Source organism: Rhodopseudomonas julia, from assembly GCF_030813515.1.
Classification (GTDB): domain Bacteria; phylum Pseudomonadota; class Alphaproteobacteria; order Rhizobiales; family Afifellaceae; genus Afifella; species Afifella julia.
On the sequence record NZ_JAUSUK010000002.1, the window covers coordinates 1,187,937 to 1,212,328 of the forward strand.

Sequence of the window (24,392 nt, forward strand, 5' to 3'; positions counted from 1 at the left end):
GCGATATGGCAGACGAAAAATTTGAAGAGCGGCGCCGACGCGCCCATTTTCGTGCCTGGCGCCGCGGTACGCGCGAGCTGGACCTTCTCGTCGGGCGCTTTGCCGACAGCGTCTTGCCATCTGCGGGCGAGCGGGAACTGGAGGAATTCGAACGACTTCTCGAACTGCCCGATCTTGCTCTCTACAGCTGGATCGTCGGGCGTGAAGAGGTGCCTGCCGACCACCAGAGCGCGATGATTTCTGGGTTGATTGCCTTCCACAAAAGAGAACGAAATTCGGATGTCGAAATCCTCCAGCGCTGAGCGGCTGAGCGATCTTCTGGCGGAAAACCGCCATCTCACCTTGTCCGGCGTGCCGGACGGGCTGGAGGGACGCGTCCTCGCCGATCTCGTGCGGTTGCGTCGCCTCCCAGTCACTTTCGTTGCGCGTGACGCACGCCATCTGGAGATGGCAAAACAGAGCCTGCGCTTCTTTGCTCCGGATATCCGGCGACTGACATTTCCGGCCTGGGACTGCCTGCCCTATGACCGCGTCTCGCCCAATGCCGACGTCGTCGCGCGGCGAATGGCGACGCTGAAGGCGCTCGTCGATGCCGGCCCCCAGGCGCCGCTCATACTTCTGACGACGGCCAATGCGATCATTCAGCGGGTGCCGCCGCATGAGTGGGTGGCGCGGCATGTGTGGAGTGCCGGTGCCGGTGACGTGACGCCCATGGAGGGATTGGTCGCGCGTCTGGCGGCAGACGGCTTTGAACGTGTGCCGACGGTCCGGGCGGTTGGCGAATACGCCGTGCGCGGTGGCATCGTCGACCTTTTCGCCCCGGGGGATACGGGGGCAATCCGCTGTGATTTCTTCGGCGACACGCTGGAGACGATCCGGCCCTTCGACCCGGAGAACCAGCGCACGACCGGCCAGGTCGCTCGGCTCGATCTCTTGCCGGCGAGCGAAATCATCCTCGATGACGAGGTCGTGGCACGTTTTCGTCAGAACTATCGCGAAGCCTTCGGCGCTGTAACGAGCGACGATCCGCTTTATGAGGCGATCAGCGCCGGGCGACGGTTTGCAGGCATGGAGCACTGGCTCGCCTTTTTCCATGAGCGGCTGGAGACTGTGCTCGATTATGCCGGCGACACATTGGTGGCCGTCGATCATCTGGCCGCAGACACGCTCAAGGATCGCTGGGAGCAGATCGGCGACCATTACGAAGCGCGCAAAGAAAACGCCGATCAGAAGCTTGCCGGCGCGGCACCCTATAAGCCTGCGGCTCCCGACAGCCTCTATCTCACGCTCGAGGAATGGCAGGCAAAGGTCGATGACCACGCGTCCGCGAGACTGACGCCTTTCGCGTCACCTGACGAATCGGGTTCGGTCCACGATGTGGAGGGCAGGGCGGGCCGCACCTTCGCCGCCGAGCGCACGGCCGGTGACGTCAATGTTTTCGATGCGCTCGTGGCGCATGTCGCCGATCGCCGAAAGGCCGGTAAGAGAATCGTGCTTGCGACCTGGAGTGTGGGTGCGCGAGACCGGCTCATTCAGGTCCTGAGCGACCACGGCATGGAGAGGCTGCAACCGGTCGAAACCTGGGCCGAGACGGAGGCACTCGCCAAAGGCATCACCGGTATGGCCGTGATGCCGCTCGAAACCGGGTTCGAGACACCCGACAGCGTCTTTATCGGCGATCAGGACGTGCTCGGCGACCGTCTCGTGCGCCCGGCACGAAAGCGCAAACGCGCGGCCGACGCTTTGACAGAGGCCGCGAGCCTCTCCGAAGGCGACCTCGTCGTTCATGTCGATCACGGCATCGGTCGTTTCGATGGGCTCGTTACGATCGAGGCGGCGGGGGCCCCGCACGACTGCCTCCAGCTCGTCTATGCCGGCGGCGACAAGCTCTTTCTTCCGGTCGAGAACATCGATCTCTTGACGCGCTATGGCGCGGAAGGCTCCGAGACCGCCCTCGATAAGCTGGGCGGCGTTGCCTGGCAGAACCGCAAGGCTCGCCTCAAGAAACGCATCCGCGAAATCGCCGATGCTCTCATCAAGACGGCGGCGGCGAGGCTTCTTCGCCAGGGCGAAAAGCTGGTCGTGCCGGAAGGTCTTTACGGCGAATTCGCAGCTCGTTTCCCCTACGAGGAAACCGATGATCAGGATGCCGCGATCGAGGCGGCGATCAGCGATCTCGGCTCCGGCAGGCCGATGGACCGCCTCGTCTGTGGCGATGTGGGTTTCGGCAAGACCGAAGTTGCGCTCAGGGCCGCCTTCGTTGCGGCGATGAGCGGCAAGCAGGTGGCGGTCATCGTACCGACGACCTTGCTCGCCCGTCAGCACTACAAGACTTTCGTCGACCGCTTTCGCGGTTTGCCGCTCCAGGTCGGTGGACTTTCGCGGCTGGTCGGCACGGCGGAGAAGGCTCGCGTTAGGGCTGGGCTTGCCGATGGCACCATCGACATCGTCGTCGGAACGCATGCGCTTCTGGCGAAGTCGGTCAATTTCCGTGATCTCGGCCTCGTCATCGTCGACGAGGAGCAGCATTTCGGCGTCAAGCATAAGGAGCGCCTGAAGGAGCTGCGGTCGGCCGTGCACGTCCTGACCCTGACGGCGACGCCGATCCCGCGCACGTTGCAGCTCGCTCTCACGGGCGTGCGCGACCTCTCCATCATCGCCACGCCGCCGGTCGACCGCCTGGCGGTGCGAACCTTCATATCGCCTTTTGATCCGCTGATCGTGCGCGAGGCACTTTTGCGCGAGCGCTTGCGGGGTGGTCAGTCCTTCTATGTCGTGCCGCGGATCTCCGATCTCGCCGAAGTGAAGGAGTTTCTGGACCAGAACCTGCCGGAGGCGCGGGTTGCCGTCGCACATGGGCAGATGGCCGCAAGCGAGCTCGATCAGGTGATGAACGCCTTCTACGACGGCCAATACGACGTGCTGTTGTCGACGACGATCGTGGAATCGGGCCTCGATATTCCGACCGCGAATACGCTCATCATCCATCGCGCCGACATGTTCGGCCTGGCCCAGCTCTATCAGCTGCGCGGTCGCATCGGTCGCTCCAAGAACCGCGCCTATGCCTATTTCACGGTGCCGGCGAAAAAGACCATGACGTCGACGGCCGAACGCCGCCTCAAGGTGTTGCAATCGCTCGATTCGCTCGGCGCGGGCTTCCAGCTTGCCAGCCACGACCTCGATATTCGTGGCGCCGGCAATCTTCTCGGAGAAGAGCAGTCCGGCCACATCAAGGAGGTCGGTTTCGAGCTTTACCAGCAAATGCTCGAAGAGGCCGTGGCGGGCCTCAAGGCGGGCGACGAGGAGCTGGCCGAGGGCAAGTGGTCACCCCAGATCACGATCGGCATGGCCGTCATGATTCCAGAGACTTATGTTCCGGATCTCACGCTACGCATGAGCCTTTATCGGCGCCTTGCCGACCTGGAAGATGCGGGCGATATCGATGCTTTCGGTGCCGAGCTGATCGATCGTTTCGGGCCGATGCCCGACGAGGTCGATCATCTGTTGAAGGTCGTCTACGTGAAATCGCTGTGCCGCAGAGCCAATGTCGAAAAGGTCGATGCCGGGCCGAAGGGCGTGGTCATCGCCTTGCGCAACAACGAGTTTGCCAACCCAGGTGGGCTTGTGCGCTATATCGGTGAGCAGGGCTCGATGGCAAAAATCCGTCCCGACCAGCGTATCGTCCTGTCGCGTGACTGGCCGCGGCCTGAAGACAGGCTGAAGGGGACGGCCTCTCTGCTGACGCGTCTTGCCAAGATCGCCGAGGAAGGGGCGCAGAAGGCGGCTTAGAGCGTGACAGGCTCTAAGGAGAGTGCCTCGATGATGCGGCATTGATCGATCGTGCCGCCCCGGCAGCTCTCCTTCATCCGGCGAAGCTCGCTCGCGAGACGCTGAAGATCGGCGATCTTGTCCTCCACCTCCGCGAGATGCGAGGTGACCAGACGGTCGACGGCGGCGCAGTCGCGCTCCGTCTCGGCCGAAAGATCGAGGAGTTCACGGATCTCGTCGAGTGTGAAGCCAAGCGCACGGGAGCGCCTGATAAAGCTCAATCGCTCCTGGTGCGTCTGCGAATAGGCGCGATAATTCCCGCCCGTGCGCGGCGGCGCGGGCAGAAGGCCGATTTTCTCGTAGTAGCGAATGGTGACGATCTTCGTGCCCGTTGCGGCGGCGAGATCGCCGATTCGTAGAAGCGACAGCTCTTTCACTCACTTGACCCTATAGCGGCTAGAGGGTGCAAGCGTACCAGCTTGTTGGATCGGATGTGAGGCCACCATGAGCGGTTGCTGCCAGGACGAATGTTGCGGGGAAGCAATCCGTGGCGACAACGGGCGGTTTGCGCGTCTCCTCTGGATCGCGCTTGTCGTCAATGCCGGGATGTTCGTCGTGGAGGCAGGAGCAGGATTTGCCGCGGGCTCTCTGTCGCTGCAGGCCGATTCGCTCGACTTTCTCGGCGACGCTGGAAATTACGCCGTCAGCCTGATGGTCGTCGCCTCTGCACCTGCCGTCCGTGCCAAAGCGGCGCTTTTGAAAGGCGCCACGATGGGGCTTTTTGGCCTATGGATCGTGGCGGCAACCGTCTGGCGCGCGTTCAATGCGGTTCCTCCGGATGCTTTCACGATGTCCTGGGTGGGGTTGCTCGCACTTATCTCCAATCTTGGTGTCGCAGCTCTCTTGTGGGCGTATCGTGGAGGCGATGCCAACATGCGCTCCGTCTGGCTTTGTTCGCGCAACGACGCGATCAGCAACCTCGTGGTGCTTGTTGCGGCAGCCGGGGTCTTCGGCACGCAGACGGCCTGGCCGGATCTCATCGTTGCGGCCGTCATGGCGTCTCTCGCACTCCAGGCTGCGACTATGATCGTGCGGCACGCTCTCCTTGAGCTTCGGGACGACATCCGAGAGCAAAAGCCAGCCTAGAACGCATTCGGCGTATGTTGGGTCTAGGCCGGTCCGTTGTCGTTGGCGTTGTGCGAAGCCGCCAAAGCGGCGTTGAAGGCCTCTAACAGAACCTCAGGGGCCTGTGCGCCGACGACAACATAGCGGTTGCCGACGACGAAGGTGGGCACGCCGCTCACGCCCATCTGGCGGGCGAGGGCGATTTCCTCCTCGACCAGCTCTCTGTCGGCGCCACTTGCCAGGAGCTCGGCAATGACGTCGGGTTCCATCCCAGCTTTGGCGGCGATCTCCGTCAGCGTCTCCAGCTCGTTGAGACGCCGGCCCTCGATGAAATAGGCGTTGAACAGCGCCTCTACGATCACGTCCTGCACGCCGGCGCTTGCCGACCAGCGGATCAGGCGGTGAGCGTCGAGCGTGTTGGGCGAGACCTCGATCGCGTCGAAATCGAAGGGAATCGCTTCCTGCGCCCCGGCGGCACGCACGTCGACATAGAGGGAGCGCGCCCTCTCGGCGGAACCGAATTTTTCCGCAAGATAGAGGCTTCGATCCTTGCCTTCCGGGGGCAAGGTCGGATCGAGCTGGTAGGGGCGCCAACGGATCTCGAGCGGGATATCGGTCTGGCTTGCGGCCCTTTCCAAGCGTCTTTTGCCGATGAAGCACCAAGGGCACATCACATCGGAGATGACATCGACGGAAAGGCGGTCGGTCGCAGGAAGTTCGTCTCTCATGGGACGAACTTAGCGCGGGGCTTCTTGGTGGCCAGCGTCAATTCTGCTGGGCCTCGCTCGACCACCATGTTGTGGGCTCCGGCCCATAAAGCGACCCCTGCGAGGGATGGGAAAGCCTGTTCCAATAGGCGACCCACTCGGCGGGGGCATGAAAGAGCGGCACAACGTAAAATCCCGAAATCAGCACGCGATCGAAAGCGCGCACCGCGGCGACAAAGCTCTCTCGGTCTTTGACCGACAAGAGTTGTTGGATCATCGCATCGATGGCGGGATCGGCGGCACCGGAGAAATTGAAGCTTCCGGGGCTCTCTGCGGCAGCCGACGACCAGCGGAAGGATTGCTCGCTGCCGGGAGAGAGCGATGCGAAGGCCAGATTGTACCGTATCATGTCGAAGTCGAACGATTTCAACCGCTCCCAATACTGGCTCGCATCCACCTGGCGGACATTTGCGGTGATTCCAACGAGCGCCAGCGCGTTCTGGTACGCCAGCGCCAGCCGCTCGTCCTCGCGCGTCATCACAAGAATTTCGAACGCGAAGGGCTCACCTGTCTCTTCGTTGACGATCTTGCCGCCCTGGCGGACCCAGCCGGCCTCTTTCAGCAAGGCGAGGCCCTTGCGGAAATTGTCGCGGTCGCGGCCACTGCCGTCGCCTTCGGGCGGACGATAGCTGCCGTCCATCACAGAGGGGAGCACCGCATCGGGGTAGGGCGCGAGGAGCTTTTTCTCGCCTTCGGAGGCGGGGCGGCCGATCGCCGAGAGTTCGGAGCCCTCGAAATAGCTAGCGGTGCGGTCATAAGCGCCGAGGAAGAGATTTTCGTTCAGCCATTTGAAGTCCAGGAAATAGCCGAGCGCCTGACGTACGCGCTTGTCGGCAAAAACCGGCCTCCGGGTGTTCATGAAGAAGCCGTTCATCCCCTTGGGGATGCCCGTATCGAACTTTTCGAGTTTGACCAGGCCTTGTTCCACCGCCGGGAAGCGATAGCCGGTCTGCCAGCGGCTCGGATCTTTTTCCCGATGATAGTCGAAGAGCCCCTTCTTGAAGGCTTCGAAATAGGTGTTGGTGTCGCGGAAATATTCCAACCGGATCTCTTCGAAATTGTCGAAGCCGCGCTTCGCCGGGATATCCTCGCCCCAATAATCGTGCCGCTTTTTCAGGATGATAGAGGTGCCGGGGCGGGTTTCGGCGACCTCATAGGGGCCGGAGCCCATAAGCGGCGTGAGGCTGCTTCGGGAAAACTCTTCTTCCGAAACGGCGTGTTTGGGTAAGATCGGCAGCAGTGCGACGAGAAGCGGCAATTCGCGGCTGGCGCCGTCATCGAAAGTGAAGCGGACCGTGCGTTCGCTCTCGGCCGTGACATCGGCCACCATGGCATACCAGGTTTTCGGGCGCCCATGGTCTTTCAAGAGATTGAACGAGTAGACGACGTCCGCCGCCGTCACCGGCTCGCCGTCGGCCCATTTCGCTTGCGGGCGTATGGAAAACGAGATCCAGGAGCGGTCGTCTGGAACGGTGACTGTCTCCGCGAGCAGCCCATAGAGCGAAAACGGCTCGTCGCGATTTCGCACCATCAGGCTTTCCCAGAGATTGTTGCCCCATTCGTCGTCCCACAGAGCGCGCGGCGCCGTTCCCTTGAGAATGAACGGATTGAGGCTGTCGAAACTGCCCACCATTGCGTAGGCGATGCGCCCTCCCTGCGGGGCCTCTGGATTGGCATAGGGGAGGTGATCGAAGTCCGCCGGCAGCTCCGGATCGCCATGCATGGCAATCGCGTGCTGGGGTTCTTGTGCGCTGGCCGGAAGGATCGACGCGACAAACCCCAAGAGCAGCGCCGCGAGCGCGCTCGTGAGGCGAGGGCAAGGCACCATTTGGGATGGCTCTCCAGTTATCGTCTATCGTTTAAGGGCGAGAATCGGACCTTGCGCCAATCTGGCATAGCGTGCAATTGCGGGCTATGGAGTTGGCCGCGGGGCTCCGACATGGTGTCGCCGCATTCTGAGGTCTTCCAACCCGGACAGAATGAAAGGGCGCCACGGGCGCCGAGTCAGTGCGAGGATCATCCATGCAATTTCTTCAGGCCGCGATGCGGCGGTCGCGTTCCATTGCGCAGGTCGCGGCGCCCTTGCTCCTGGTTCTTGCAGTCTCGCCCGCCTGGGCGCAGGACCAGCAGCCGAACCAGGATCAGCAGCAGCCGGAATGGGTTAAGCTGTGTAGCGAAAATCCGCAGAACAAGAAGCAGGTCTGCGTGGTCACACGCGAGCGTCGTGCGGCCACTGGGCAGTTGCTTGCAGCCGTCTCGTTGCGCGAGACGGAAGGCAAGAAATTCCTGGTTTCGGCCGTGCCGCCAGGAATGTTGTTGCGGCCCGGACTGCAGGTTCAGATCGATGGCGGCAAGCCGACCAAGGTGCAGTACTCGATCTGCTTCCCGAATCTGTGCTTCGCAGAAGCGGAAGTGAACGACGATTTCGTCGCCTCGATGAAGCGCGGCAGCAAGCTCGTCATCACGACGCTCAACCAGCAGGCCAAGCCGATTAATTTCGACGTGAGCCTGTCGGGCTTTACCTCTTCCTATGAGGGCGAAGCGATCGACCCGAAGGAGCTGCAGGCCGAGCAGCAGAAGCTGCAGGACGAGTTGAAGCGCAAAGCCGAACAGGCGCGCAAACAGCTCATCGAAAAGCAGCAGCAGAGTTCCGGCCAGTAAGCCAAGCTCTTGATGACACAGTTTCAGGCCTCGGCATTCGCCGGGGCCTTTTTTGTTGGGGGTGTCGGGTTACGCCTTCCGTGACGCATGGCAGACCGCAACAGGCGGGCAGGGGGGCCGCGGCGTGCGGTTGACAATAGTTTAGCCAGGGCTACATTTCTCGCCATCTAGCAAAAGAAGCCCAGCGCGTGACCGCGACCCCCCGTTCATCCTCTTTGTCCGACCGCACCACGACGGCCATCCGCGAGACGCTCGCAGGCAGGCGCCACGGACCCTTCTCTGGAATGGTCTTTGCCGGTCCCGCAGTGATCGCCTCGATCGCCTATATGGACCCGGGCAACTTCGCCACGAACATCCAGGCGGGGGCGAAGTACGGCTATACGCTGCTGTGGGTCGTCTTGATGGCGAACCTGATCGCCATGTTGTTTCAGGCCCTATCTGCGCGGCTCGGCATCGTCACCGGGCGCAATCTTGCGGAACTTTGCCGAGACAAGTTCCCGTTGCCTGTCGTTCTCGTGATGTGGGTCGTGAGCGAGATTGCTGCGATGGCGACCGACCTTGCCGAATTCCTCGGCGGAGCGATCGGGCTCGCGCTGCTCTTCGACATGCCTCTCCTCGTCGGCATGGGGATTACCGCTGTCGTCACGCTCGCGATCTTGTTGTTCGAGCGGGGCGGCTTTCGGCCGATGGAGCTTATCATCGGGTCGCTCGTCGGCCTCATCGGGCTTTGTTATCTGATCGAGATGTTCATTGCGCCCGTGGATTGGGCCGCGGCCGGCATGCATGTCTTCGTGCCGGAAATGCCGGACGGCGAGGCGCTTTTGATTTCCGTCGGCATCATTGGCGCGACCGTCATGCCGCATGCCGTCTATCTGCATTCGGGCCTGACACAGAACCGCGCCCCAGTCGCCAACGATCAAGAACGGCGCAAGCTCGTCCGATTCTCCAACCGAGAGGTGGTTTTGGCTCTGGCGGTGGCAGGGCTGGTGAATATGGCGATGGTTGTGATGGCATCGAGTGCCTTCCACGCCGGTCACAGCGAGGTCGCGGAGATCGAGACCGCCTATCACACACTGACCCCGCTTCTTGGTGTGGCGGCGGCTGAAGTGTTCCTGATCTCGTTGATCGCGTCCGGCGTGTCGAGTTCGGTCGTGGGAACGATGGCGGGCCAGATGATCATGCAAGGCTTCGTCGGCTTCAGTATTCCGATCTGGGTCCGGCGTCTCGTCACCATGCTGCCGGCCTTTATCGTCGTCGCTCTCGGCATCAACGCCACGAAGGCGCTCGTCATCAGCCAGGTGATCCTGTCGATCGCGTTGCCCGTGCCGATGATCGCGCTCCTCTATTTCACGGCCAGTCGCGATATCATGGGGCAGTTCGTGGCGCGACGCTCGATCAGTGTGATAGCCGTCACGGGAACAATCGTCGTTCTGGCGCTCAATATGGTGCTTTTGCTGGACACATTCGGCGTTGAGATGCCGGGCCTGCCGCCACTCTAGTCAAGCGAGGACGATACCTCGAAGCCTAGTTGATGGCCTCACGCATTTGGTACTGGCCGTTCTCGAACGAGGCGAACAGCTCGGTAACCTGCGGATGACGAACGGGCTCACCCGAATCGTCTGGGACGAGATTTTGCTCGGAGACGTAGGCCACGTATTCGGTTTCCGCGTTCTCCGCCAACAAATGATAGAACGGCTGGTCCTTCGACGGCCTGATCTCGACCGGGATGGCGTTGTACCATTCCTCTGTGTTGTCGAAGACAGGATCGACGTCAAAAATCACCCCGCGGAACGGCAGGAAGCGATGCTTGACGACGTCACCGATATTGAATTTGGCTGATCGCATGTTGTCCATAAGTTCAACCCAACAGCTCGAAGATCGGGCATCCTGAGGGAAAGTCAAGGCGCGCTCTCAGGCGCCTCAGCTCCGCGTGCGGGCTGGTTTCCAGCGGTCGTGAACCCACATCCACTCTCCCGGTCTCTCTCGGATCCAGGTTTCGAACTGTGTCTGGATCGTTTGAGTAAATACGGCCACATCCTCCATCTGGTTTCCAGTCTGGGGGCATTCGAGCACCACCGCCTGAACGACGAAGCGTGCGCCCCGACTTCGGAGGACGCGGCCAGCCACCACAGGATTATGCAAACGACGTGCCACCATCGCCGGAAAAGGATTGGCCGTTGTTTCCTTGCCGAAGACCGTGACCTTGATGCCTTTCGCTTCGCGCTGATCGCCGAGGAGCGCAACCGCACCGCCGGCACGCACATGAGCCATCACACGTTTCGGCGTAGACTTGGCTTTTGCGATGAGGCCGCCCGGGAAGACGTTCGACCTCAAGGTCGTGACATAGGCGTCGGAGTAGGGGTTCTTGAGCCTTTGGTAGAGCCCGACCCCATTGAGCTCTTTGGGGATGGCGATCGAGGCGATCTCCCAATTTGCCGAATGGAGGCCGACGACCAGCAGGCCCGCACCGCGTTCAACGAAGCTTTGACGTAACTTCGGATCGATATCGATCGTCACACGATCGCTTGCAACGATGCGGTCGATGAGAAAGCTCTCGGCAAAGGTTCGCCCGAGATTGTCCCATTGCTGGCGGGCGATCTCCTCGCGCTCCGATTCGCTCTTTTCGGGAAAGGCGAGGGCAAGATTGTGCATCACCCGGGGATGCCGATGCGTTCGTGGCCCGACAACACTCCAGGCGCGCCCCATCATGCTGGAGGCGAAATCGATCGGTAACGAGCGCAAAAGCGCCGCAACAAGACGCAGGAGCGCGTACTCGACGAAGTAGCGTGCACGGCGTGTCGGTGACAATGATCGGCCGGAGGTCATGGCTTGCCCGCGGAAGCCTGCGTCAATTGACGAGACGGGTCCAACCATCTAGCCCGCAGGGTCGGCGGACCGCTTAGCGAAGCTCGCACGCGGATGCAACACGAGCCGTCCCTCCGCCGGCAACCCTTGAAGAAGGAAAGTGCCCGTTCAGGATGAGTGATGTCGTGGGCCTCGCCCTGCCGTTCTTTGGTCTGATCCTTCTCGGTTTCGTCGCTGGCCGCATCTGGCACGAGGACGAGAAGGCGCTCGCCTGGCTGAACCTTTACGTGATCTATTTCGCGCTCCCGGCGCTTTTCTTCGAGGTGCTGTCGAAGACGCCGATCGAAGAGCTGACAAACGGCAGCTTCATATTCGCGACGACCTTTGCGACCTATACCGCGTTTGCTTTCGCTTTTGCGTTTGCGGTGCTCAGGAACGACGGTCGCATTCCTGAGGCGACCGTCCAGGGGCTTGTCGGCGGCTACGGCAATGTCGGTTATATGGGCGCGCCTCTGGCGATCGTGGCCCTCGGGCCGCAGGCAGCCGCTCCGGCTGCACTGATCTTCAGCTTCGATGTGACCCTCGTCTTTACGTTGGCGCCCCTCATGATGGCGATGAGCGGCGCCAGTCATCAGCCGATCGGCTCAATCTTGACGTCGATTCCCCGCAAAGTGCTCCTGCATCCTTTTATCCTTGCGACGCTTGCAGGTGTTGCGGCCGCTTTCATCGGCGTTGGCCTTCCCGCACCGCTGGAGCGGTTCCTTTCGCTCCTGGGCGGATCTGCCGCGCCCTGCGCGCTCTTTGCACTCGGGGTGACGGTCGGCCTAAGACCGCTGCGGCGGGTGCCCGGCGAACTGCCGGTTCTGATCGCGATCAAGCTTCTCGTGCATCCGCTGATCGCGTATCTCCTCCTCACTTGGATCGGAGGTTTCGATCCGATCTGGATCCAGACCGGCGTCTTGATGGCGGCGCTGCCTCCTGCGGCCACGATCTACGTCATCGCGGCGCAGTATCGTATCTATGTGCTGGAAGGCTCGTCGGGCATCCTGCTCGGTACCGCGGCCTCGGTGGTCACTCTCAGCCTCGTTCTTTATTTGGTCACCACGGGCCTTCTGCCGCTCGATCCGTTCGGATCTTAGGCTTCACAAACCCCGAAACGTTTTCGCCAGACCCTGCTGCATCAAAAAGCGACGGAAGGGCGCAAAGCCGCCGGCTGCCGAGAGTGCGACCGCGCGCAATGCCTGTACCGGCAGGAGCCCCGTCAGCAGCGACCGGTTCAGAAGATCGACGGCGAGGGTGCGGCTGCGGACATCGGCCTGACGCAGGCGATGAAACTCCGCAGCCGTGCCTTCGTCGAGCCGGCTGCGATTGAGCGACAGGACAGTTTTAAGAGCTTCGACGTCGCGGAGGCCGAGATTGAGGCCCTGAGCGCCGATCGGCGGAAAAATATGGGCGGCCTCACCGATCAGAAGTGCGCGTCCGGAGGCAAAGCGGTCGGCAAGACCAGCTGAAAGAGGATAGCTCACGCGAGGTGAGGTGACCTGCATTGCGCCCAGGAGCGAGTGCGCGGAGCGTTCCGCCCGCCTTGCGAATTCCTCGTCGGGGATCTCGCAGAGAAGAGCGGCCTCGCGCGGTCGTTCGACCCAGACCAGGCTGACATTGTTGCCCTGCATCGGGACGAGGGTGAACGGACCCCGATCTGTGTGGAACTCTGTCGAGACGGAATGGTGTGGGTGGGTGATGGACAACGTCGTCACCAGTGCCGATTGGGCATAGCGCCAGCGTCTGACAGCTATGCCGGTTTTGGCTCGAACGAGGGAGCGCACGCCGTCCGCGCCCACCACGAGGTCACTCTTCAAGGACGTGCCGCGCCCGGTGGTGATGTGAACGCAATCGTTGCGGAAGCTCAGTTCGCTGGCCGTATCCTCGAAGATGGTGATGTATCGGCTGTTGCGTGCGCGCTCGGAGAGCGCTTCGACGAGGCGACGGTTGGGAATGTTGTAGCCAAAGGCGTTCAAGCCGATCTCGCCGGCGTAGAATGTCACTTCTGGCGCGCGAATGAGCCGTCCGGTGTCGTCGATGAGCCGCATCGCCTGCAAAGGGGCCGCGGCCGAGGCGAGATCCGGCATGGCACCGAACTGTTCCAGAAGCTCGATAGAACCCGCGAAAAGAGCGGCGGTGCGTCCAACGGGAAAGGCCGCAGACGGAGCGATGATGGCAGTTGTCCGCCCGGCCTCTGCCGCCGCGAGCGCCGCCGCCCAGCCTGTGGCACCGCCTCCGACGATGCAGATTTCGAAATCGTCGCGTGGCTTCATCCTCAATCCTGCCATATCTTCGGTCGAACCAGATTGTCTGCTGAGCATTTATTGCCCTATGGGTTGCGTTTCCACGCATATGGCCTCTTGCGGGAGCGCAAGCAAAGACCACAACGAGGAAAAGAATCTCTGCGTGACGCAAAAAGCTTGCATCGTTTGCCGCAACCGGGCCAATGCCTCGCCGGCAAACAGCCGGTGGATCTTTTTGCCCTTGCCGGAGGGCTGGCGTTTTGACGCTAAAAGCGGCATGAGGAGCCACTATGTTGACGGGGTCTAGGGATTTGCAGCTCGGGCAGCAACTGGAGCATCTGCGCGCAGCCGCGTCGCTCTTCGCCATCCATCTGTTGACGGCAAGCGGGGCAGCGCTGGCGCTGCTTGCGACGCTTGCCGCTGCGCGCGGAGAATGGCGCGCAGCGTTCGTTTGGCTTGGGATCGCGCTCATCGTCGACGCGCTCGACGGTCCGATCGCGCGCCGCTACCAGGTCGGCTCGCGTCTGCCGCGCTGGGACGGCAGCGCGCTCGACTTCGTCATCGACTACACGACCTATGTTTTCGTGCCGGCCATCATCCTGGCGAGCGGCTGCGGGCTCGGAACATTCTTCGGCATCTTAGCTGCGATGATCGTGGCGATTACCGGAGCTCTTTATTTCGCCGATACGCGGATGAAGGAACCGGACAATTCGTTCCGAGGGTTTCCGGCTGCCTGGAACCTCGCCGTCTTTGTCCTCTTCGCTTTGCAGCCGCATCCTTTCGTGACCTTCATGGTGACGGTGCTGCTTGCGGTTGGAACGTTCCTGCCGGTCAATTTCGTGCATCCGGTACGTGTCACCAAATGGCGCTCGCTTACGCTGTTGATGATGGTGCTCTGGATGATCTGCGCCGGCATTTTGATCGCGACCGGTTTCGATCAGAGCTCGACTGTCGAAATGCTGCTGCTGGTCACGAGCTTCTACCTTCTCGGTGTCGCTGGCGTTCAGCAGCTTCTCGCACGCTTTTAGCCTCAGCCAGCTGAGACATGGAGCTCCTTTCGGATCCGCAAGTCTGGGCGAGCTTCCTGACGCTCTGCGTCATGGAGATCGTGCTTGGCATCGACAACATCGTCTTCATTTCCGTCGTCGTTAGCCGGCTGCCGGAGGAGCAGGCCAAAAAAGCACGCCAGATCGGGCTTTTGCTGGCGCTCGTCTTCCGCATCCTGCTTCTGCTGGTCCTGTCGTGGCTGATCGGTCTGACCGCCCCGGTTTTCACTGCGTTCGGTCAGGAGGTCTCCTGGCGCGATCTCATTTTGATCGGTGGCGGGCTGTTCCTGATCTACAAGGCGACGCATGAAATCCATGCGGAGATCGAGCATGAGTCCGCGGCGCTGACGGAGGCCAAGACCGCATCTTTTGGCGGGATCATCGCCCAGGTGCTCATCATCGACATGGTTTTCTCCGTCGATTCCATCATCACTGCGATCGGCATGGCCGAACATGTCGAGGTGATGATCGCGGCCGTCATCGTGGCGATCGCCGTGATGTACGCCGCGTCGGGCCCGATCGCGGAGTTCATCAAGCACAATCCGACCACCAAAATGTTGGCACTCGCCTTCCTGCTCCTGATCGGCGTGGCGCTCATCGCCGATGGTTTGGGTTTCCATATCCCGCGTGGCTATATCTACTTTTCCATGGCGTTTGCGGCGGTGGTCGAGGTGTTCAACGTCCTTGCGCGCCGCCGCCGTCAGAAGGTTGCAGGAGACAAGCAGTGACGATTGTCGTTCGGGTTCACGCGCATGGCGGACCGGAGGTGCTGCAGGTCGAAGACCAAAATGTCGGCGATCCGGGTGAGGGCGATGTCAAGATCCGGCACGAAGCGATCGGTCTCAACTACCTCGATACCTACTATCGAACAGGGCTCTACAACGCGCCGAACGGCTTACCTTTCACGCCTGGCAACGAGGGGGCTGGAACCGTCGTTTCCGTGGGAGCCGGGGTTTCGCGGTTTCGGGTGGGCGACCGGGTCGCCTATGTGGGCGGGCTCGGGGCCTATGCCGCCGAGCGGGTAATTGCTGCCGATAGTCTGGTGCGGCTTCCCGACGAGATCGACTTCAAGACCGGCGCGGCGATGATGCTGAAGGGGCTGACGGCCCAATATCTCCTGCGCCAGACGTTTCGGGTCGAGCGCGGTCAGACGATCCTCTTTCATGCGGCTGCCGGCGGGGTCGGGTTGATCGCCTGCCAATGGGCGAAACATCTCGGTGCGACTGTCATCGGGACTGTCGGGTCGGCCGATAAGGCGGAACTCGCGAAAGCTCACGGCTGCACGCATACGATCAATTATCGCGAAGAGGATTTCGTCTCTCGCGTCAAAGAAATCACCGATGGCAGGCTGTGCGACGTCGTCTACGATTCCGTCGGCCAGAGCACCTATCCCGGATCGCTCGATTGCCTGAAGCCGCGCGGCATGTGGGTGTCGTTCGGCCAATCCTCAGGGCCGATCAAGGACTTCAACCTCGGTCTGCTGGCCCAGAAGGGGTCACTCTACGCCTGTCGCCCGACCCTTTTCAGCTACATTACCCAGCGCGAGAGCCTGCAGGCGATGGCGGATGATCTCTTCCATGTCGTCGCTGACGGGATCGTCTCGATCAAGGTGAACCAGGCATTTGCCTTGAAGGATGTGGCAGAAGCCCACCGTGCGCTCGAAAGCCGGGAAACGACGGGAGCGACGGTTCTCATTCCGTAAGAGGGTGTGACTGCGTCGTGATAGAGCCTGACGCGTCACGATCCCGGGTTTCGCCGCATCCTTGCGGGCAGTTCGCTCGGCGCAACAAAGCTCAGCGCAACAAAGACGCCGGGCACAGAGCCCGGCAAGGATTTGGAGTGAGAAGGCTTCGACCTTAACAGGCGAGAGCGCTGCGGCGCCTATGGTGATCCGCCGCACCTTCAGAGACACTGGACCGTCTCAAAGCGCCCCTTAGGCCTGTGCACCGGGCTCGGTCGTTGCCACGACTGCGAGACAGTCGCCAAGACCGACGAGCCCTGGAAAATGACGAGCGGCAAGGATCCCGTCGAGACCGGCTCGATATTCCTGGGGCTGTCCGCCCAACCTTTCGATTGGGTGCACTGACAGAAGGAGATCTCCCTTTCTGACTTGCGCCCCGAGATCGATCTCGGGCTCGACGAAGCCTTCCGATTGGCTGAATGAGAAACACTCTGGCCCGGGCATATCGAGAAAGGTGGAGGGCTGGCGGTCGATCGGGCCCGCCAGAATGCCCGCATGTTTGAGGACGTTCGCGAGGCCGCGGCGCGCAATCGCCAATGTCCGCGCCGTCGCGGTCCCACCCCCACCAATTTCGGTCGTCACAAAGACCTTGCCCAGCGCCTCGGCGGCCGTATCGAGCATGCCCACCGCGTCGATTTCCAGCATCGTCATCGAATAGGGCGCGCAGAAAGCGTCGCGGGCTTCCCGACAGCGCGCCTCCTGCGCCTTGTTCTCCAACACATGGCAGGCCGCAAACGGCAGGAAATTCAGTGTTTTGCCGCCGGAATGAAAGTCCAGCACCAGATCTGCCATGGGCAGCAGAACGCGCTGAATGTAGTCGGCGATCTTCTCCGTCACGCTGCCGTCCGGCCGTCCTGGGAAGGTGCGGTTGAGATTGAACGTGTCGATCGGGGACAGGCGCGTTCCGGCCCGGAACGCCGGATAATTCATGAAGGGAACCAGGATGATGCGCCCCGTGATATCATCGCATGTCACCTTGCGGGCGAAATCGGCGAGGGCGATGGGGCCCTCATATTCGTCGCCATGGCTGCCGCCGGTGACGAGGGCGGTCGGGCCGGAGCCGTTGCTCACGACCGTGATGGGGATCATGAGATTTCCCCAGGCGCTTTCGTCCCGGCTCCAGGGAAGTCTCAAATAGCCGTGCTGGACGCCTTCGCGCTCAAAGTCGACGGTCGGGACGATGGGGCTGTCAATCATCGCAGGCTCGCTCGGACTTCCATGCTTTCTCGTCGAAAGCATAGGATTGGAGATCATCGCAAGCTTCAACGTGTCTATTGGAGAATTGCTTTCGAGCGTTGCGCACTGACCATGTCTGGGCTGCGGCCGCTTGCCCCATATCATCTCAACGCATAGGCTTTCTTTGCCGGTCTTCACACGGTGCGTGCCAGGCGTTGCGCTGCCTGCCGGACCGCTCGTTGCTGGAAGGAGCGACTTGCTGGCGCGCCCCGAGACGTCACGATCGTCAGCCGAAAACACCCATTTCGCACACAGCGCCGATCTGAGCGCGCCGACCCGGCCCGCGCAGCCGCCCAATCCGCGAACTGAAAGGACCTCGTCATGGACGAACACGTCACAGCCAATGACCTCGAAACGCTCGACCGTGCGCATGTCTTCCACCCTTCGACGCATCTTGCGCAATTCGCGCGCGGCGAAGCACCGTCGCGGATCGTGACCGGGGGCAAAGGTTGCACCATCGTCGATCGTGACGGGCGCAAAAGCCTCGACGCGTTTGCGGGCCTTTATTGCGTGAACGTCGGATACGGCCGGCAGGAGATCGCAGACGCGATATACGCCCAGGCGAAGGAACTCGCCTATTTCCACGCCTATGCGGGCCATTCCAACGAGCAGGTGATCCGGCTGTCGAGCCGCATCGTCGACCGGGTCGGTCTGGGGATGCAGCGTATTTATTGGGGGCTTTCCGGATCGGACGCCAACGAAACCAACATCAAGCTCGTCTGGTACTACAACAACGTCATGGGGCGGCCGGAAAAGAAGAAGATCATCTCCAGGCAGCGCGGCTACCACGGGTCGGGGATCATGACGGGGAGCCTGACGGGTCTTGCGCTCTTCCACAACGCTTTCGATCTACCGCGCCCGCCGATCCTGCACACGTCGTGTCCGCATTACTGGCGGTACGGTCAGGAAGGGGAAAGCGAGGCGGACTTTTCCAAACGCATGGCGGCGGAGCTCGAGGAGTTGATCCTTGCCGAGGGACCGGAAACGGTCGCCGCCTTCATCGGCGAGCCCGTCATGGGAACCGGCGGCATCATTCCGCCGCCCGAGGGATATTGGCAGGAAATTCAGGTGGTCCTGAAAAAGTACGACATTCTCCTGATTGCCGATGAGGTCGTCACGGGATTTGGGCGCACCGGCGAATATTTCGGTTCGCATACCTATGGCATCGAGCCGGATCTCATCACCATCGCCAAGGGCGTGACCTCAGCCTACCTGCCGTTGTCGGGTGTCATCGTGGGCGAAAAAGTCTGGCAGGGACTGGAAAAAGGGACGGACGATCTCGGCGTTATCGGTCATGGCTGGACCTATTCCGCCCATCCGACCTGCGCTGCGGCGGCGAATGCCAATCTCGACATCATCGACCGCGAGGATCTCACGGCAAATGCCCGAGAGACCGGCGCGTATCTGCTGAAATCCTTGCAGGAAGCGGTCGGCGATCACCGGCTCGTCGGCGAGGTGCGTGGCGTTGGTCTGATGGCTGCGGTCGAATTCGTCGGAGACAAGGAGACGAAGGCAGCGCCGGAGCCTGCGCTCAAGGTCGGCGCGAGAATCTCCGCGGCGCTCCTGGAAGAGGGGGTGATTGCCCGGGCGATGCCGCACAGCGAATGCCTTGGCTTCTCGCCTCCGCTCGTGATCACCCGCGACGAGGTCGACCAGGTCGTGTCGGCGACGAAGCGGGCTATCGAGCGCGTCTCGGAGAGCCTGTGAGGTCGCATCGATGCTTTTGCCCGGCTTGAAGGGATAGAGCCGCGGGGGCTTGGCCCGGAAACTGCACGGCGGTGGCAGACCGCCGTGGGCGGAGATGTCGGATCTGGGAGGGACGGCCGTCATGGAGTTTGGAAAAAACAACACTCCGTTCAGCGAAGATGAGTTCGCCCAGAGGCTTTCCAGCACGAAACAGGCGATGGAAGCGGCCGGCCTGGACGTTCTCATCGTCTGTGATCCGGCGAACATGAACTATCTGACCGGCTATGACGGCTGGTCGTTCTATGTGCACCAGGCCGTCATTGTCGCCCTGAGCCTCGACAAACCTTTCTGGGTCGGCCGCAATCAGGACGTGAACGGTGCGCATCTGACGACAGTTCTCCCCGAAGAAAATGTCATCGGCTATGCCGACGAATATGTGCAGTCGATGACGAGGCATCCGATGCAGGTGGTGGCGAGCACCATCGCCGAAAGAGGGCTCGGCTCGGGCAGAATCGGTGTCGAGGCCGATTCCTACTATTTTACGGCGCGGGCTCAGGCTGTGCTTGTTCAGGAACTACCCGACGCGGTCTTCTCCGATGCCGGCGTTCTGGTGAACTGGTTGCGGTCTGTGAAGTCGGACGCCGAAATTGCGCTGATCCGGCAGGCGGCTCGAATCACTGAACGTATCATGCAGAGGGCCGTCGACCTGATCGACGTTGGTGTTCCGCAAAGCGAGGTGGCGGCGGCGATTCTTGAAACCGGTGTTCGCGGCATACCGGGCGAGGGGGGATATGGGGGCGATTATCCCGCCATCATGCCGCTGATGCCGAGCGGTGTCGGCACCTCCTGCCCCCATATCACCTGGCGGGACGAGCCGTTTCTCGCCCAGACGGGGACGACGGTCGAGATCGCCGGGGTCAGGCATCGCTACCATGCTCCGATGAGCCGAACCGTCTATCTTGGAACGCCGCCGCAAAAGATGCTCGACGCTGCCAAAATCGTCGATGAGGGTATCGATGCGGCGCTCGCGGCAGCACGGCCTGGCGCAACCGCGCACGACGTTTATGCCGCCTGGAGCGCGGTGATTGCACGCTACGGCATCTTCAAGGAATCCCGTTGTGGCTACTCCTTCGGCCTCAACTATCCGCCGGATTGGGGCGAGCGAACTTTGTCGCTGCGGGCAGGCGACGAGACCGTGCTTCATCCGAATATGACGATTCACTTCATGCCAGGTCTCTGGCTTGATGATTGGGGCATCGAGATTTCGGAACCTATCCGTATCACCCAATCGGATGTGGAACAGTTTTGCACTTTTTCGCGTGAGCTAGTCGTCAAGTAGTTCAAGGGTTTGGCGTCGTTTATGGCGCTCGTCGTCGTTGGCAATTATCCCATAGTCGCAGCGGTTCTGCGTGGTACGGCTTGCTTTTGCGGCCATTTCTTGAAAAAGTGACGAAATAGAGACGAAGTCCTTCACCGGCGGCGACGCTCGGTGGAGGATACAAGACGGCTCAAGCCGTCCAAAAAAAGACAATGGGTTGAACAGCAGCAGCGTCGAGGCTTCGCTCGGGAGCCCTCGGCAGTGAGGCAGAAAGGCATTCATGCAGGACGAGAACGGCGTCGCGGAAGGCGCCGAAGATCGCGCCTATGTGCGCTTCGAGGACGTTCAGAAGAGCTATGATGGCGAAACGCTCGTCATCAAAAACCTGAACCTCGAGATCGAGCGCGGCGAATTCCTGACCATGCTTGGGCCTTCCGGGTCCGGGAAAACCACCTGCCTGATGATGTTGGCAGGTTTCGAATCCACCACCCACGGCGCGATCTACCTGAACGAGCAGCGCATCGACAATGTGCCGCCGCACAAGCGCGGTATCGGGATGGTGTTCCAGAATTACGCGCTCTTTCCGCACATGACGGTGTCGGAAAATCTGGCGTTTCCGTTGAAAGTTCGCGGATTGTCGAAAAGCGACACTGAGGAGCGTGTGAAACGGGCTCTGGAAATGGTCGAGCTCCCGCAGTTCGGCGACCGGCGGCCCGCACAGCTTTCAGGTGGACAGCAGCAGCGCGTGGCCGTGGCGCGAGCGCTCGTGTTTGAGCCGGACCTGGTCCTGATGGACGAACCCCTCGGCGCGCTGGATAAGCAGCTGCGCGAGCAGATGCAGTTCGAGATCAAGCACATCCACGACAATCTCGGGGTGACCGTCGTCTATGTGACGCATGATCAGACGGAAGCGCTGACCATGTCGGACCGCGTCGCCGTCTTCAACGACGGTATCATCCAGCAATTGTCGACGCCTGAAGTTCTCTACGAGGCGCCCGACAACGCCTTCGTCGCCCAGTTCATCGGCGAGAACAACCGCTTCCTCGGGCGCATTGTGGAGCGTGTGAGCGATCAGGAAGTGCGGGTGAAGCTCGATACGGGCGAAGATATCCGCGCGCTTCCGGTCAATTTGAATGGCGGCGACCGCACGACCTTGTCTCTGCGGCCCGAACGCGTGCTCATCAATCCGGACGAGGGCGCCACGCCCAACGTCCTGGAAGGCACCGTTCAGGAAGTGATCTATCTCGGCGATCACATTCGCACCCGGCTTGCCGTAGCAGGCCATGATGATTTCATCGTCAAGATCCCGAATGCGGCCGGGCATCCGAGCCTTCAGCGCGGCCAAGCCGCGCGTCTCGGCTGGACGATTGAAGATTGTCGGGCACTCGACGCCTGACAAAGCGCCCATATCTGGCGCCCATTTCCCGACCGGCAGGACAACGAAAATGCCGGCAAAAGCTCCCAAACGGGGACCAACAACAACGGAGGTCAGTCCGAATGAAGCGAACCCTATCCCTTATGGCCGCAGCGGCGATTGTGCCGAGCATGGCCTTGGCCGCAGAAGGCGACAGCCTGACGATCGTATCCTGGGGCGGTGCCTATACGATGTCTCAGGAAAAGGCCTATCACGAACCTTACAGCGAGAAGACCGGCACGCAGATCCTGCGTGAGGACAAGTCTGCGAATGCGCTTGCGGGCATTCGCTCGCAGGTCGAGGCCGGAAGCGTCACCTGGGACGTCGTTGATATGCTGCAGGCGGATGCGCAACGCGCCTGCGACGAAGGTCTCGTCATGGAGATCCCGCACGACGAGTGGCTTGCCCCGGCGCCCGATGGAGCCAAGCCCACGGAGGACTTCATCGACGGCACGCTCGGCGACTGCTTCATCCCGCAGATTCTCTACGCAACCATGTTCGCGTACAATGAGGAAGCGTTCCCGGATGGCGGTCCGAAGACGGTGGCGGATGTCTGGGATCTCGAAAAATTCCCTGGAACCAGATCATTACAGAAAATTCCTCAGAAAAACCTTGAGTGGGCTCTCATCGCCGACGGCGTGCCTGCAGACGAGGTTTACGAGGTTCTCGCAACGCGCGAAGGGCAGGACCGTGCCTTCGCCAAGCTCGACGAGATCAAAGACAATGTGATCTGGTGGTCGGAAGGCGCGCAGCCGCCGCAGATGCTCGCCGACCAGGAAGCCGTCATCGCCACCGCCTATAACGGCCGCATTTTCAATGCGCAGGTGAACGAGGACCAGCCCTTCAAGATCATGTGGGATCATCAGATGTTCGAGGTCGACGGTTGGGTCGTTCCCGTCGATCAGAGCGAAGATGATCTCAAGCTGATCAAGGACTACCTCTATTTCGCCACCGATACCCAGCGGCTTGCGGACCAGGCGAAATACATCGCCTACGCCCCGGCGCGGACCTCGTCTGTGCCTCTCGTCGGGAAGATGGAAGGCACCGACATCGATATGAAGCCGCATATGCCGACGACGCCTGAGAACTTCGAGACGGCGGTGCAGTTCGACACGTCCTTCTGGGCCGATTACGGCGACCAGCTCGAAGAGCGCTTCAACGCCTGGCTCGCGCAGTAAGCGGACCTGACAGGCAAGAAACGCCCGGCGCGGTGCCGCCGCGCTGGGCATGAAGGTGGAGCGCAGGATATGGCGGATATAGCGGCGGACGGCTACGTGCCGGAGCGAGACGAAAGCGGAGCGTTGACGACCGTCGACGGGACGCCGCTCAAAATCTCGTTGAGGAAGTCCCAAAGGCGGGCCAAGCGGCGAGCCTTCTATCTCGTCGTCCCGCTCCTTGCCTTCCTCTTCGTCACCTTCACGATCCCGATCGTCGGGATGATCGTGCGCTCAGTCTACAACCCCGAAGTGGCCAATTATCTGCCTGAAACCTCCGCGGCAATTGCTGACTGGGATGGAGAAGAGCTGCCGCCCGAAAAGGTTTTTGCGGCGATGGTGGCCGATATGGAAGTCGGTCTTGAAAACCGCACGATCGGGCGTGCCGCTGGACGGATCAATCGCGAAATTCCGGGTGCACGCAGCCTGGTGATGGGGACGGCGCGTCATGCCGATGAGATGCAGCCACCCTACCGCGAAGCCTTCCTGGCGGAGGACGAGGACTGGTCCGAGCTCGAATTCTGGCGTCTCGTCAAGCGAGAGACGCGGCTCATCACACCGGCATATTATCTTCTGGCGCTCGATTTCGAATACACGCCGCGCGGGGAGATCGTGGAGCGGCCTGAGATTTATCAGGTTTACCGTCTCCTCTTCATTCGCACCGCGTGGATGAGCATCGTCATCACCGGCGCCTGCCTCCTTCTCGGGTATCCCGTTGCGCATCTTTTGGCGACGCTGCCGCTCAGGACATCGAACCTGTTGATGATCCTGGTGCTGTTGCCGTTCTGGACATCGCTTCTCGTGCGGACTTCGGCCTGGATGGTGCTCCTGCAGCAGGAGGGGGTCGTCAACGACCTGCTCGTATGGGCCGGAATTATCAACGACAACGGCCGCATCCGCATGATCTATAACCAATTGGGTACGATCATTGCGATGACGCATATCCTGCTGCCGTTCATGATCCTGCCGCTCTATTCTGTGATGAAGACAATCCCGCCGTCCTACATGCGGGCGGCGCGCTCGCTTGGCGCCAACCAGTTTACCGCCTTCGTGAAAGTCTACATGCCGCTCACCATTCCTGGCCTTGCGGCAGGCGTTCTTCTCGTTTTCATCCTGGCGATCGGCTACTACATCACGCCGGCGCTCGTCGGTGGCGAGAGCGGTATCTTCATCTCGAATTTGATCGCCTCCAATATGCAGGGAACGAGCGCGCAGTTGAAACTGGCTTCGGCTCTTGCGACGATCCTCCTCGTGCTGGTTCTCTTCTTCTATTGGCTCTTCAACAAGCTTGTCGGTGTCGACCGACTGAAGTTCGGGTGAGGTAAG

General features: G+C 61.2%; 21 protein-coding genes. 14 read left to right on the forward strand and 7 right to left on the reverse strand.

The window, feature by feature from the left end:
- Positions 1-5: 5 nt before the first annotated feature.
- On the forward strand, positions 6-302 hold the full coding sequence (locus J2R99_RS14885) for an FAD assembly factor SdhE (RefSeq protein ID WP_307155184.1): 297 nt from the start codon (positions 6-8) through the stop codon (positions 300-302).
- The gene (gene mfd / locus J2R99_RS14890; protein WP_307155185.1) at positions 280-3,789 is read left to right on the forward strand and encodes a transcription-repair coupling factor; all 3,510 of its coding nucleotides are present in this window, start codon (positions 280-282) and stop codon (positions 3,787-3,789) included. Before J2R99_RS14885 ends, mfd begins: the two co-directional genes overlap by 23 nt.
- Here mfd and J2R99_RS14895 read toward each other — a convergent pair.
- On the reverse strand, positions 3,786-4,205 hold the full coding sequence (locus tag J2R99_RS14895) for a MerR family transcriptional regulator (RefSeq protein WP_307155186.1): 420 nt from the start codon (positions 4,203-4,205) through the stop codon (positions 3,786-3,788). The two genes, mfd and J2R99_RS14895, sit on opposite strands and share 4 nt — an antisense overlap.
- A gap of 67 nt (positions 4,206-4,272) precedes the next feature.
- Here J2R99_RS14895 and J2R99_RS14900 point away from each other — a divergent pair, with 67 nt between their 5' ends.
- Positions 4,273-4,914, forward strand: coding sequence for a cation efflux transmembrane domain-containing protein (locus J2R99_RS14900; RefSeq protein ID WP_307155187.1), 642 nt, complete (start codon positions 4,273-4,275; stop codon positions 4,912-4,914).
- Positions 4,915-4,937: 23 nt separating this feature from the next.
- Here J2R99_RS14900 and J2R99_RS14905 read toward each other — a convergent pair whose 3' ends face one another.
- Both J2R99_RS14905 and J2R99_RS14910 read right to left on the reverse strand, forming a co-directional pair.
- The gene (locus J2R99_RS14905; RefSeq protein WP_307155188.1) at positions 4,938-5,621 is read right to left on the reverse strand and encodes a DsbA family oxidoreductase; all 684 of its coding nucleotides are present in this window, start codon (positions 5,619-5,621) and stop codon (positions 4,938-4,940) included.
- 37 nt (positions 5,622-5,658) lie between these two features.
- Positions 5,659-7,488 carry an extracellular solute-binding protein gene (locus J2R99_RS14910; protein ID WP_307155189.1) on the reverse strand — a complete coding sequence of 610 codons (1,830 nt, stop codon included), beginning with the start codon at positions 7,486-7,488 and terminating at the stop codon, positions 5,659-5,661.
- Positions 7,489-7,682: 194 nt separating this feature from the next.
- On the opposite strand from J2R99_RS14910, the gene J2R99_RS14915 reads away from it, so the two are divergent.
- Together J2R99_RS14915 and J2R99_RS14920 are read left to right on the forward strand one after the other, a co-directional pair.
- Positions 7,683-8,321: an invasion associated locus B family protein gene (locus tag J2R99_RS14915; RefSeq protein ID WP_307155190.1), complete on the forward strand. Its 639-nt coding sequence runs from the start codon at positions 7,683-7,685 to the stop codon at positions 8,319-8,321.
- 188 nt (positions 8,322-8,509) lie between these two features.
- Positions 8,510-9,820 carry an Nramp family divalent metal transporter gene (locus J2R99_RS14920; protein WP_307155191.1) on the forward strand — a complete coding sequence of 437 codons (1,311 nt, stop codon included), beginning with the start codon at positions 8,510-8,512 and terminating at the stop codon, positions 9,818-9,820.
- 25 nt (positions 9,821-9,845) lie between these two features.
- On the opposite strand, the gene hspQ is transcribed toward J2R99_RS14920, so the two are convergent.
- On the reverse strand, positions 9,846-10,175 hold the full coding sequence (hspQ, locus tag J2R99_RS14925; protein WP_307155192.1) for a heat shock protein HspQ: 330 nt from the start codon (positions 10,173-10,175) through the stop codon (positions 9,846-9,848).
- A gap of 66 nt (positions 10,176-10,241) precedes the next feature.
- Positions 10,242-11,147, reverse strand: coding sequence for a lysophospholipid acyltransferase family protein (locus tag J2R99_RS14930; RefSeq protein WP_307155193.1), 906 nt, complete (start codon positions 11,145-11,147; stop codon positions 10,242-10,244).
- A gap of 152 nt (positions 11,148-11,299) precedes the next feature.
- Here J2R99_RS14930 and J2R99_RS14935 point away from each other — a divergent pair, with 152 nt between their 5' ends.
- Entirely contained in the window at positions 11,300-12,265 is a 966-nt protein-coding gene (locus J2R99_RS14935) for an AEC family transporter (protein WP_307155194.1), read from the forward strand.
- A gap of 3 nt (positions 12,266-12,268) precedes the next feature.
- Here J2R99_RS14935 and J2R99_RS14940 read toward each other — a convergent pair whose 3' ends face one another.
- Entirely contained in the window at positions 12,269-13,441 is a 1,173-nt protein-coding gene (locus J2R99_RS14940) for a UbiH/UbiF family hydroxylase (RefSeq protein ID WP_307155195.1), read from the reverse strand.
- Positions 13,442-13,701: 260 nt separating this feature from the next.
- On the opposite strand from J2R99_RS14940, the gene J2R99_RS14945 reads away from it, so the two are divergent.
- From J2R99_RS14945 to J2R99_RS14955, 3 genes are read left to right on the forward strand one after another with little or no spacing between them, the layout of a single operon-like run.
- The gene (locus J2R99_RS14945) at positions 13,702-14,439 is read left to right on the forward strand and encodes a CDP-alcohol phosphatidyltransferase family protein (RefSeq protein WP_307155196.1); all 738 of its coding nucleotides are present in this window, start codon (positions 13,702-13,704) and stop codon (positions 14,437-14,439) included.
- Positions 14,440-14,456: 17 nt separating this feature from the next.
- A complete protein-coding gene (locus tag J2R99_RS14950; protein ID WP_307155197.1) occupies positions 14,457-15,185 on the forward strand; it encodes a TerC family protein in 729 nt (242 codons plus the stop codon).
- Entirely contained in the window at positions 15,182-16,159 is a 978-nt protein-coding gene (locus tag J2R99_RS14955) for a quinone oxidoreductase family protein (RefSeq protein WP_307155198.1), read from the forward strand. The genes J2R99_RS14950 and J2R99_RS14955 overlap by 4 nt, the downstream gene beginning before the upstream one ends.
- Positions 16,160-16,390: 231 nt before the next feature.
- Here J2R99_RS14955 and doeB read toward each other — a convergent pair whose 3' ends face one another.
- A complete protein-coding gene (gene doeB, locus J2R99_RS14960; protein WP_307155199.1) occupies positions 16,391-17,395 on the reverse strand; it encodes a N(2)-acetyl-L-2,4-diaminobutanoate deacetylase DoeB in 1,005 nt (334 codons plus the stop codon).
- A 360-nt stretch (positions 17,396-17,755) separates the two neighbouring features.
- Between doeB and J2R99_RS14965 the strand changes: the two genes are divergently transcribed.
- From J2R99_RS14965 to J2R99_RS14985, 5 genes are all read left to right on the forward strand, one after another.
- Positions 17,756-19,141: an aminotransferase gene (locus J2R99_RS14965; RefSeq protein WP_307155200.1), complete on the forward strand. Its 1,386-nt coding sequence runs from the start codon at positions 17,756-17,758 to the stop codon at positions 19,139-19,141.
- A 121-nt stretch (positions 19,142-19,262) separates the two neighbouring features.
- Positions 19,263-20,459, forward strand: a complete 1,197-nt coding sequence (locus tag J2R99_RS14970) for a M24 family metallopeptidase (protein WP_307155201.1) — start codon at positions 19,263-19,265, stop codon at positions 20,457-20,459.
- Between the two features lie 259 nt (positions 20,460-20,718).
- Positions 20,719-21,834, forward strand: coding sequence for an ABC transporter ATP-binding protein (locus J2R99_RS14975; RefSeq protein WP_307155202.1), 1,116 nt, complete (start codon positions 20,719-20,721; stop codon positions 21,832-21,834).
- Between the two features lie 101 nt (positions 21,835-21,935).
- The gene (locus J2R99_RS14980; protein WP_307155203.1) at positions 21,936-23,030 is read left to right on the forward strand and encodes an extracellular solute-binding protein; all 1,095 of its coding nucleotides are present in this window, start codon (positions 21,936-21,938) and stop codon (positions 23,028-23,030) included.
- Between the two features lie 69 nt (positions 23,031-23,099).
- Positions 23,100-24,386 carry an ABC transporter permease gene (locus J2R99_RS14985; RefSeq protein WP_307155204.1) on the forward strand — a complete coding sequence of 429 codons (1,287 nt, stop codon included), beginning with the start codon at positions 23,100-23,102 and terminating at the stop codon, positions 24,384-24,386.
- Positions 24,387-24,392 lie beyond the last annotated feature (6 nt).

Excerpts from the sequence above, each read along its gene's own strand:
- J2R99_RS14885 (WP_307155184.1), top strand. The coding sequence starts at position 6 with ATGGCAGACGAAAAATTTGAAGAGCGGCGCCGACGCGCCCATTTTCGT.
- mfd (WP_307155185.1), top strand. The coding sequence starts at position 280 with ATGTCGAAATCCTCCAGCGCTGAGCGGCTGAGCGATCTTCTGGCGGAA.
- J2R99_RS14900 (WP_307155187.1), top strand. The coding sequence starts at position 4,273 with ATGAGCGGTTGCTGCCAGGACGAATGTTGCGGGGAAGCAATCCGTGGC.
- J2R99_RS14905 (WP_307155188.1), bottom strand. The coding sequence starts at position 5,621 with ATGAGAGACGAACTTCCTGCGACCGACCGCCTTTCCGTCGATGTCATC.
- J2R99_RS14910 (WP_307155189.1), bottom strand. The coding sequence starts at position 7,488 with ATGGTGCCTTGCCCTCGCCTCACGAGCGCGCTCGCGGCGCTGCTCTTG.
- J2R99_RS14915 (WP_307155190.1), top strand. The coding sequence starts at position 7,683 with ATGCAATTTCTTCAGGCCGCGATGCGGCGGTCGCGTTCCATTGCGCAG.
- hspQ (WP_307155192.1), bottom strand. The coding sequence starts at position 10,175 with ATGGACAACATGCGATCAGCCAAATTCAATATCGGTGACGTCGTCAAG.
- J2R99_RS14930 (WP_307155193.1), bottom strand. The coding sequence starts at position 11,147 with ATGACCTCCGGCCGATCATTGTCACCGACACGCCGTGCACGCTACTTC.
- J2R99_RS14935 (WP_307155194.1), top strand. The coding sequence starts at position 11,300 with ATGAGTGATGTCGTGGGCCTCGCCCTGCCGTTCTTTGGTCTGATCCTT.
- J2R99_RS14940 (WP_307155195.1), bottom strand. The coding sequence starts at position 13,441 with ATGAAGCCACGCGACGATTTCGAAATCTGCATCGTCGGAGGCGGTGCC.
- J2R99_RS14945 (WP_307155196.1), top strand. The coding sequence starts at position 13,702 with ATGTTGACGGGGTCTAGGGATTTGCAGCTCGGGCAGCAACTGGAGCAT.
- J2R99_RS14950 (WP_307155197.1), top strand. The coding sequence starts at position 14,457 with ATGGAGCTCCTTTCGGATCCGCAAGTCTGGGCGAGCTTCCTGACGCTC.
- doeB (WP_307155199.1), bottom strand. The coding sequence starts at position 17,395 with ATGATTGACAGCCCCATCGTCCCGACCGTCGACTTTGAGCGCGAAGGC.
- J2R99_RS14965 (WP_307155200.1), top strand. The coding sequence starts at position 17,756 with ATGGACGAACACGTCACAGCCAATGACCTCGAAACGCTCGACCGTGCG.
- J2R99_RS14970 (WP_307155201.1), top strand. The coding sequence starts at position 19,263 with ATGGAGTTTGGAAAAAACAACACTCCGTTCAGCGAAGATGAGTTCGCC.
- J2R99_RS14975 (WP_307155202.1), top strand. The coding sequence starts at position 20,719 with ATGCAGGACGAGAACGGCGTCGCGGAAGGCGCCGAAGATCGCGCCTAT.
- J2R99_RS14980 (WP_307155203.1), top strand. The coding sequence starts at position 21,936 with ATGAAGCGAACCCTATCCCTTATGGCCGCAGCGGCGATTGTGCCGAGC.
- J2R99_RS14985 (WP_307155204.1), top strand. The coding sequence starts at position 23,100 with ATGGCGGATATAGCGGCGGACGGCTACGTGCCGGAGCGAGACGAAAGC.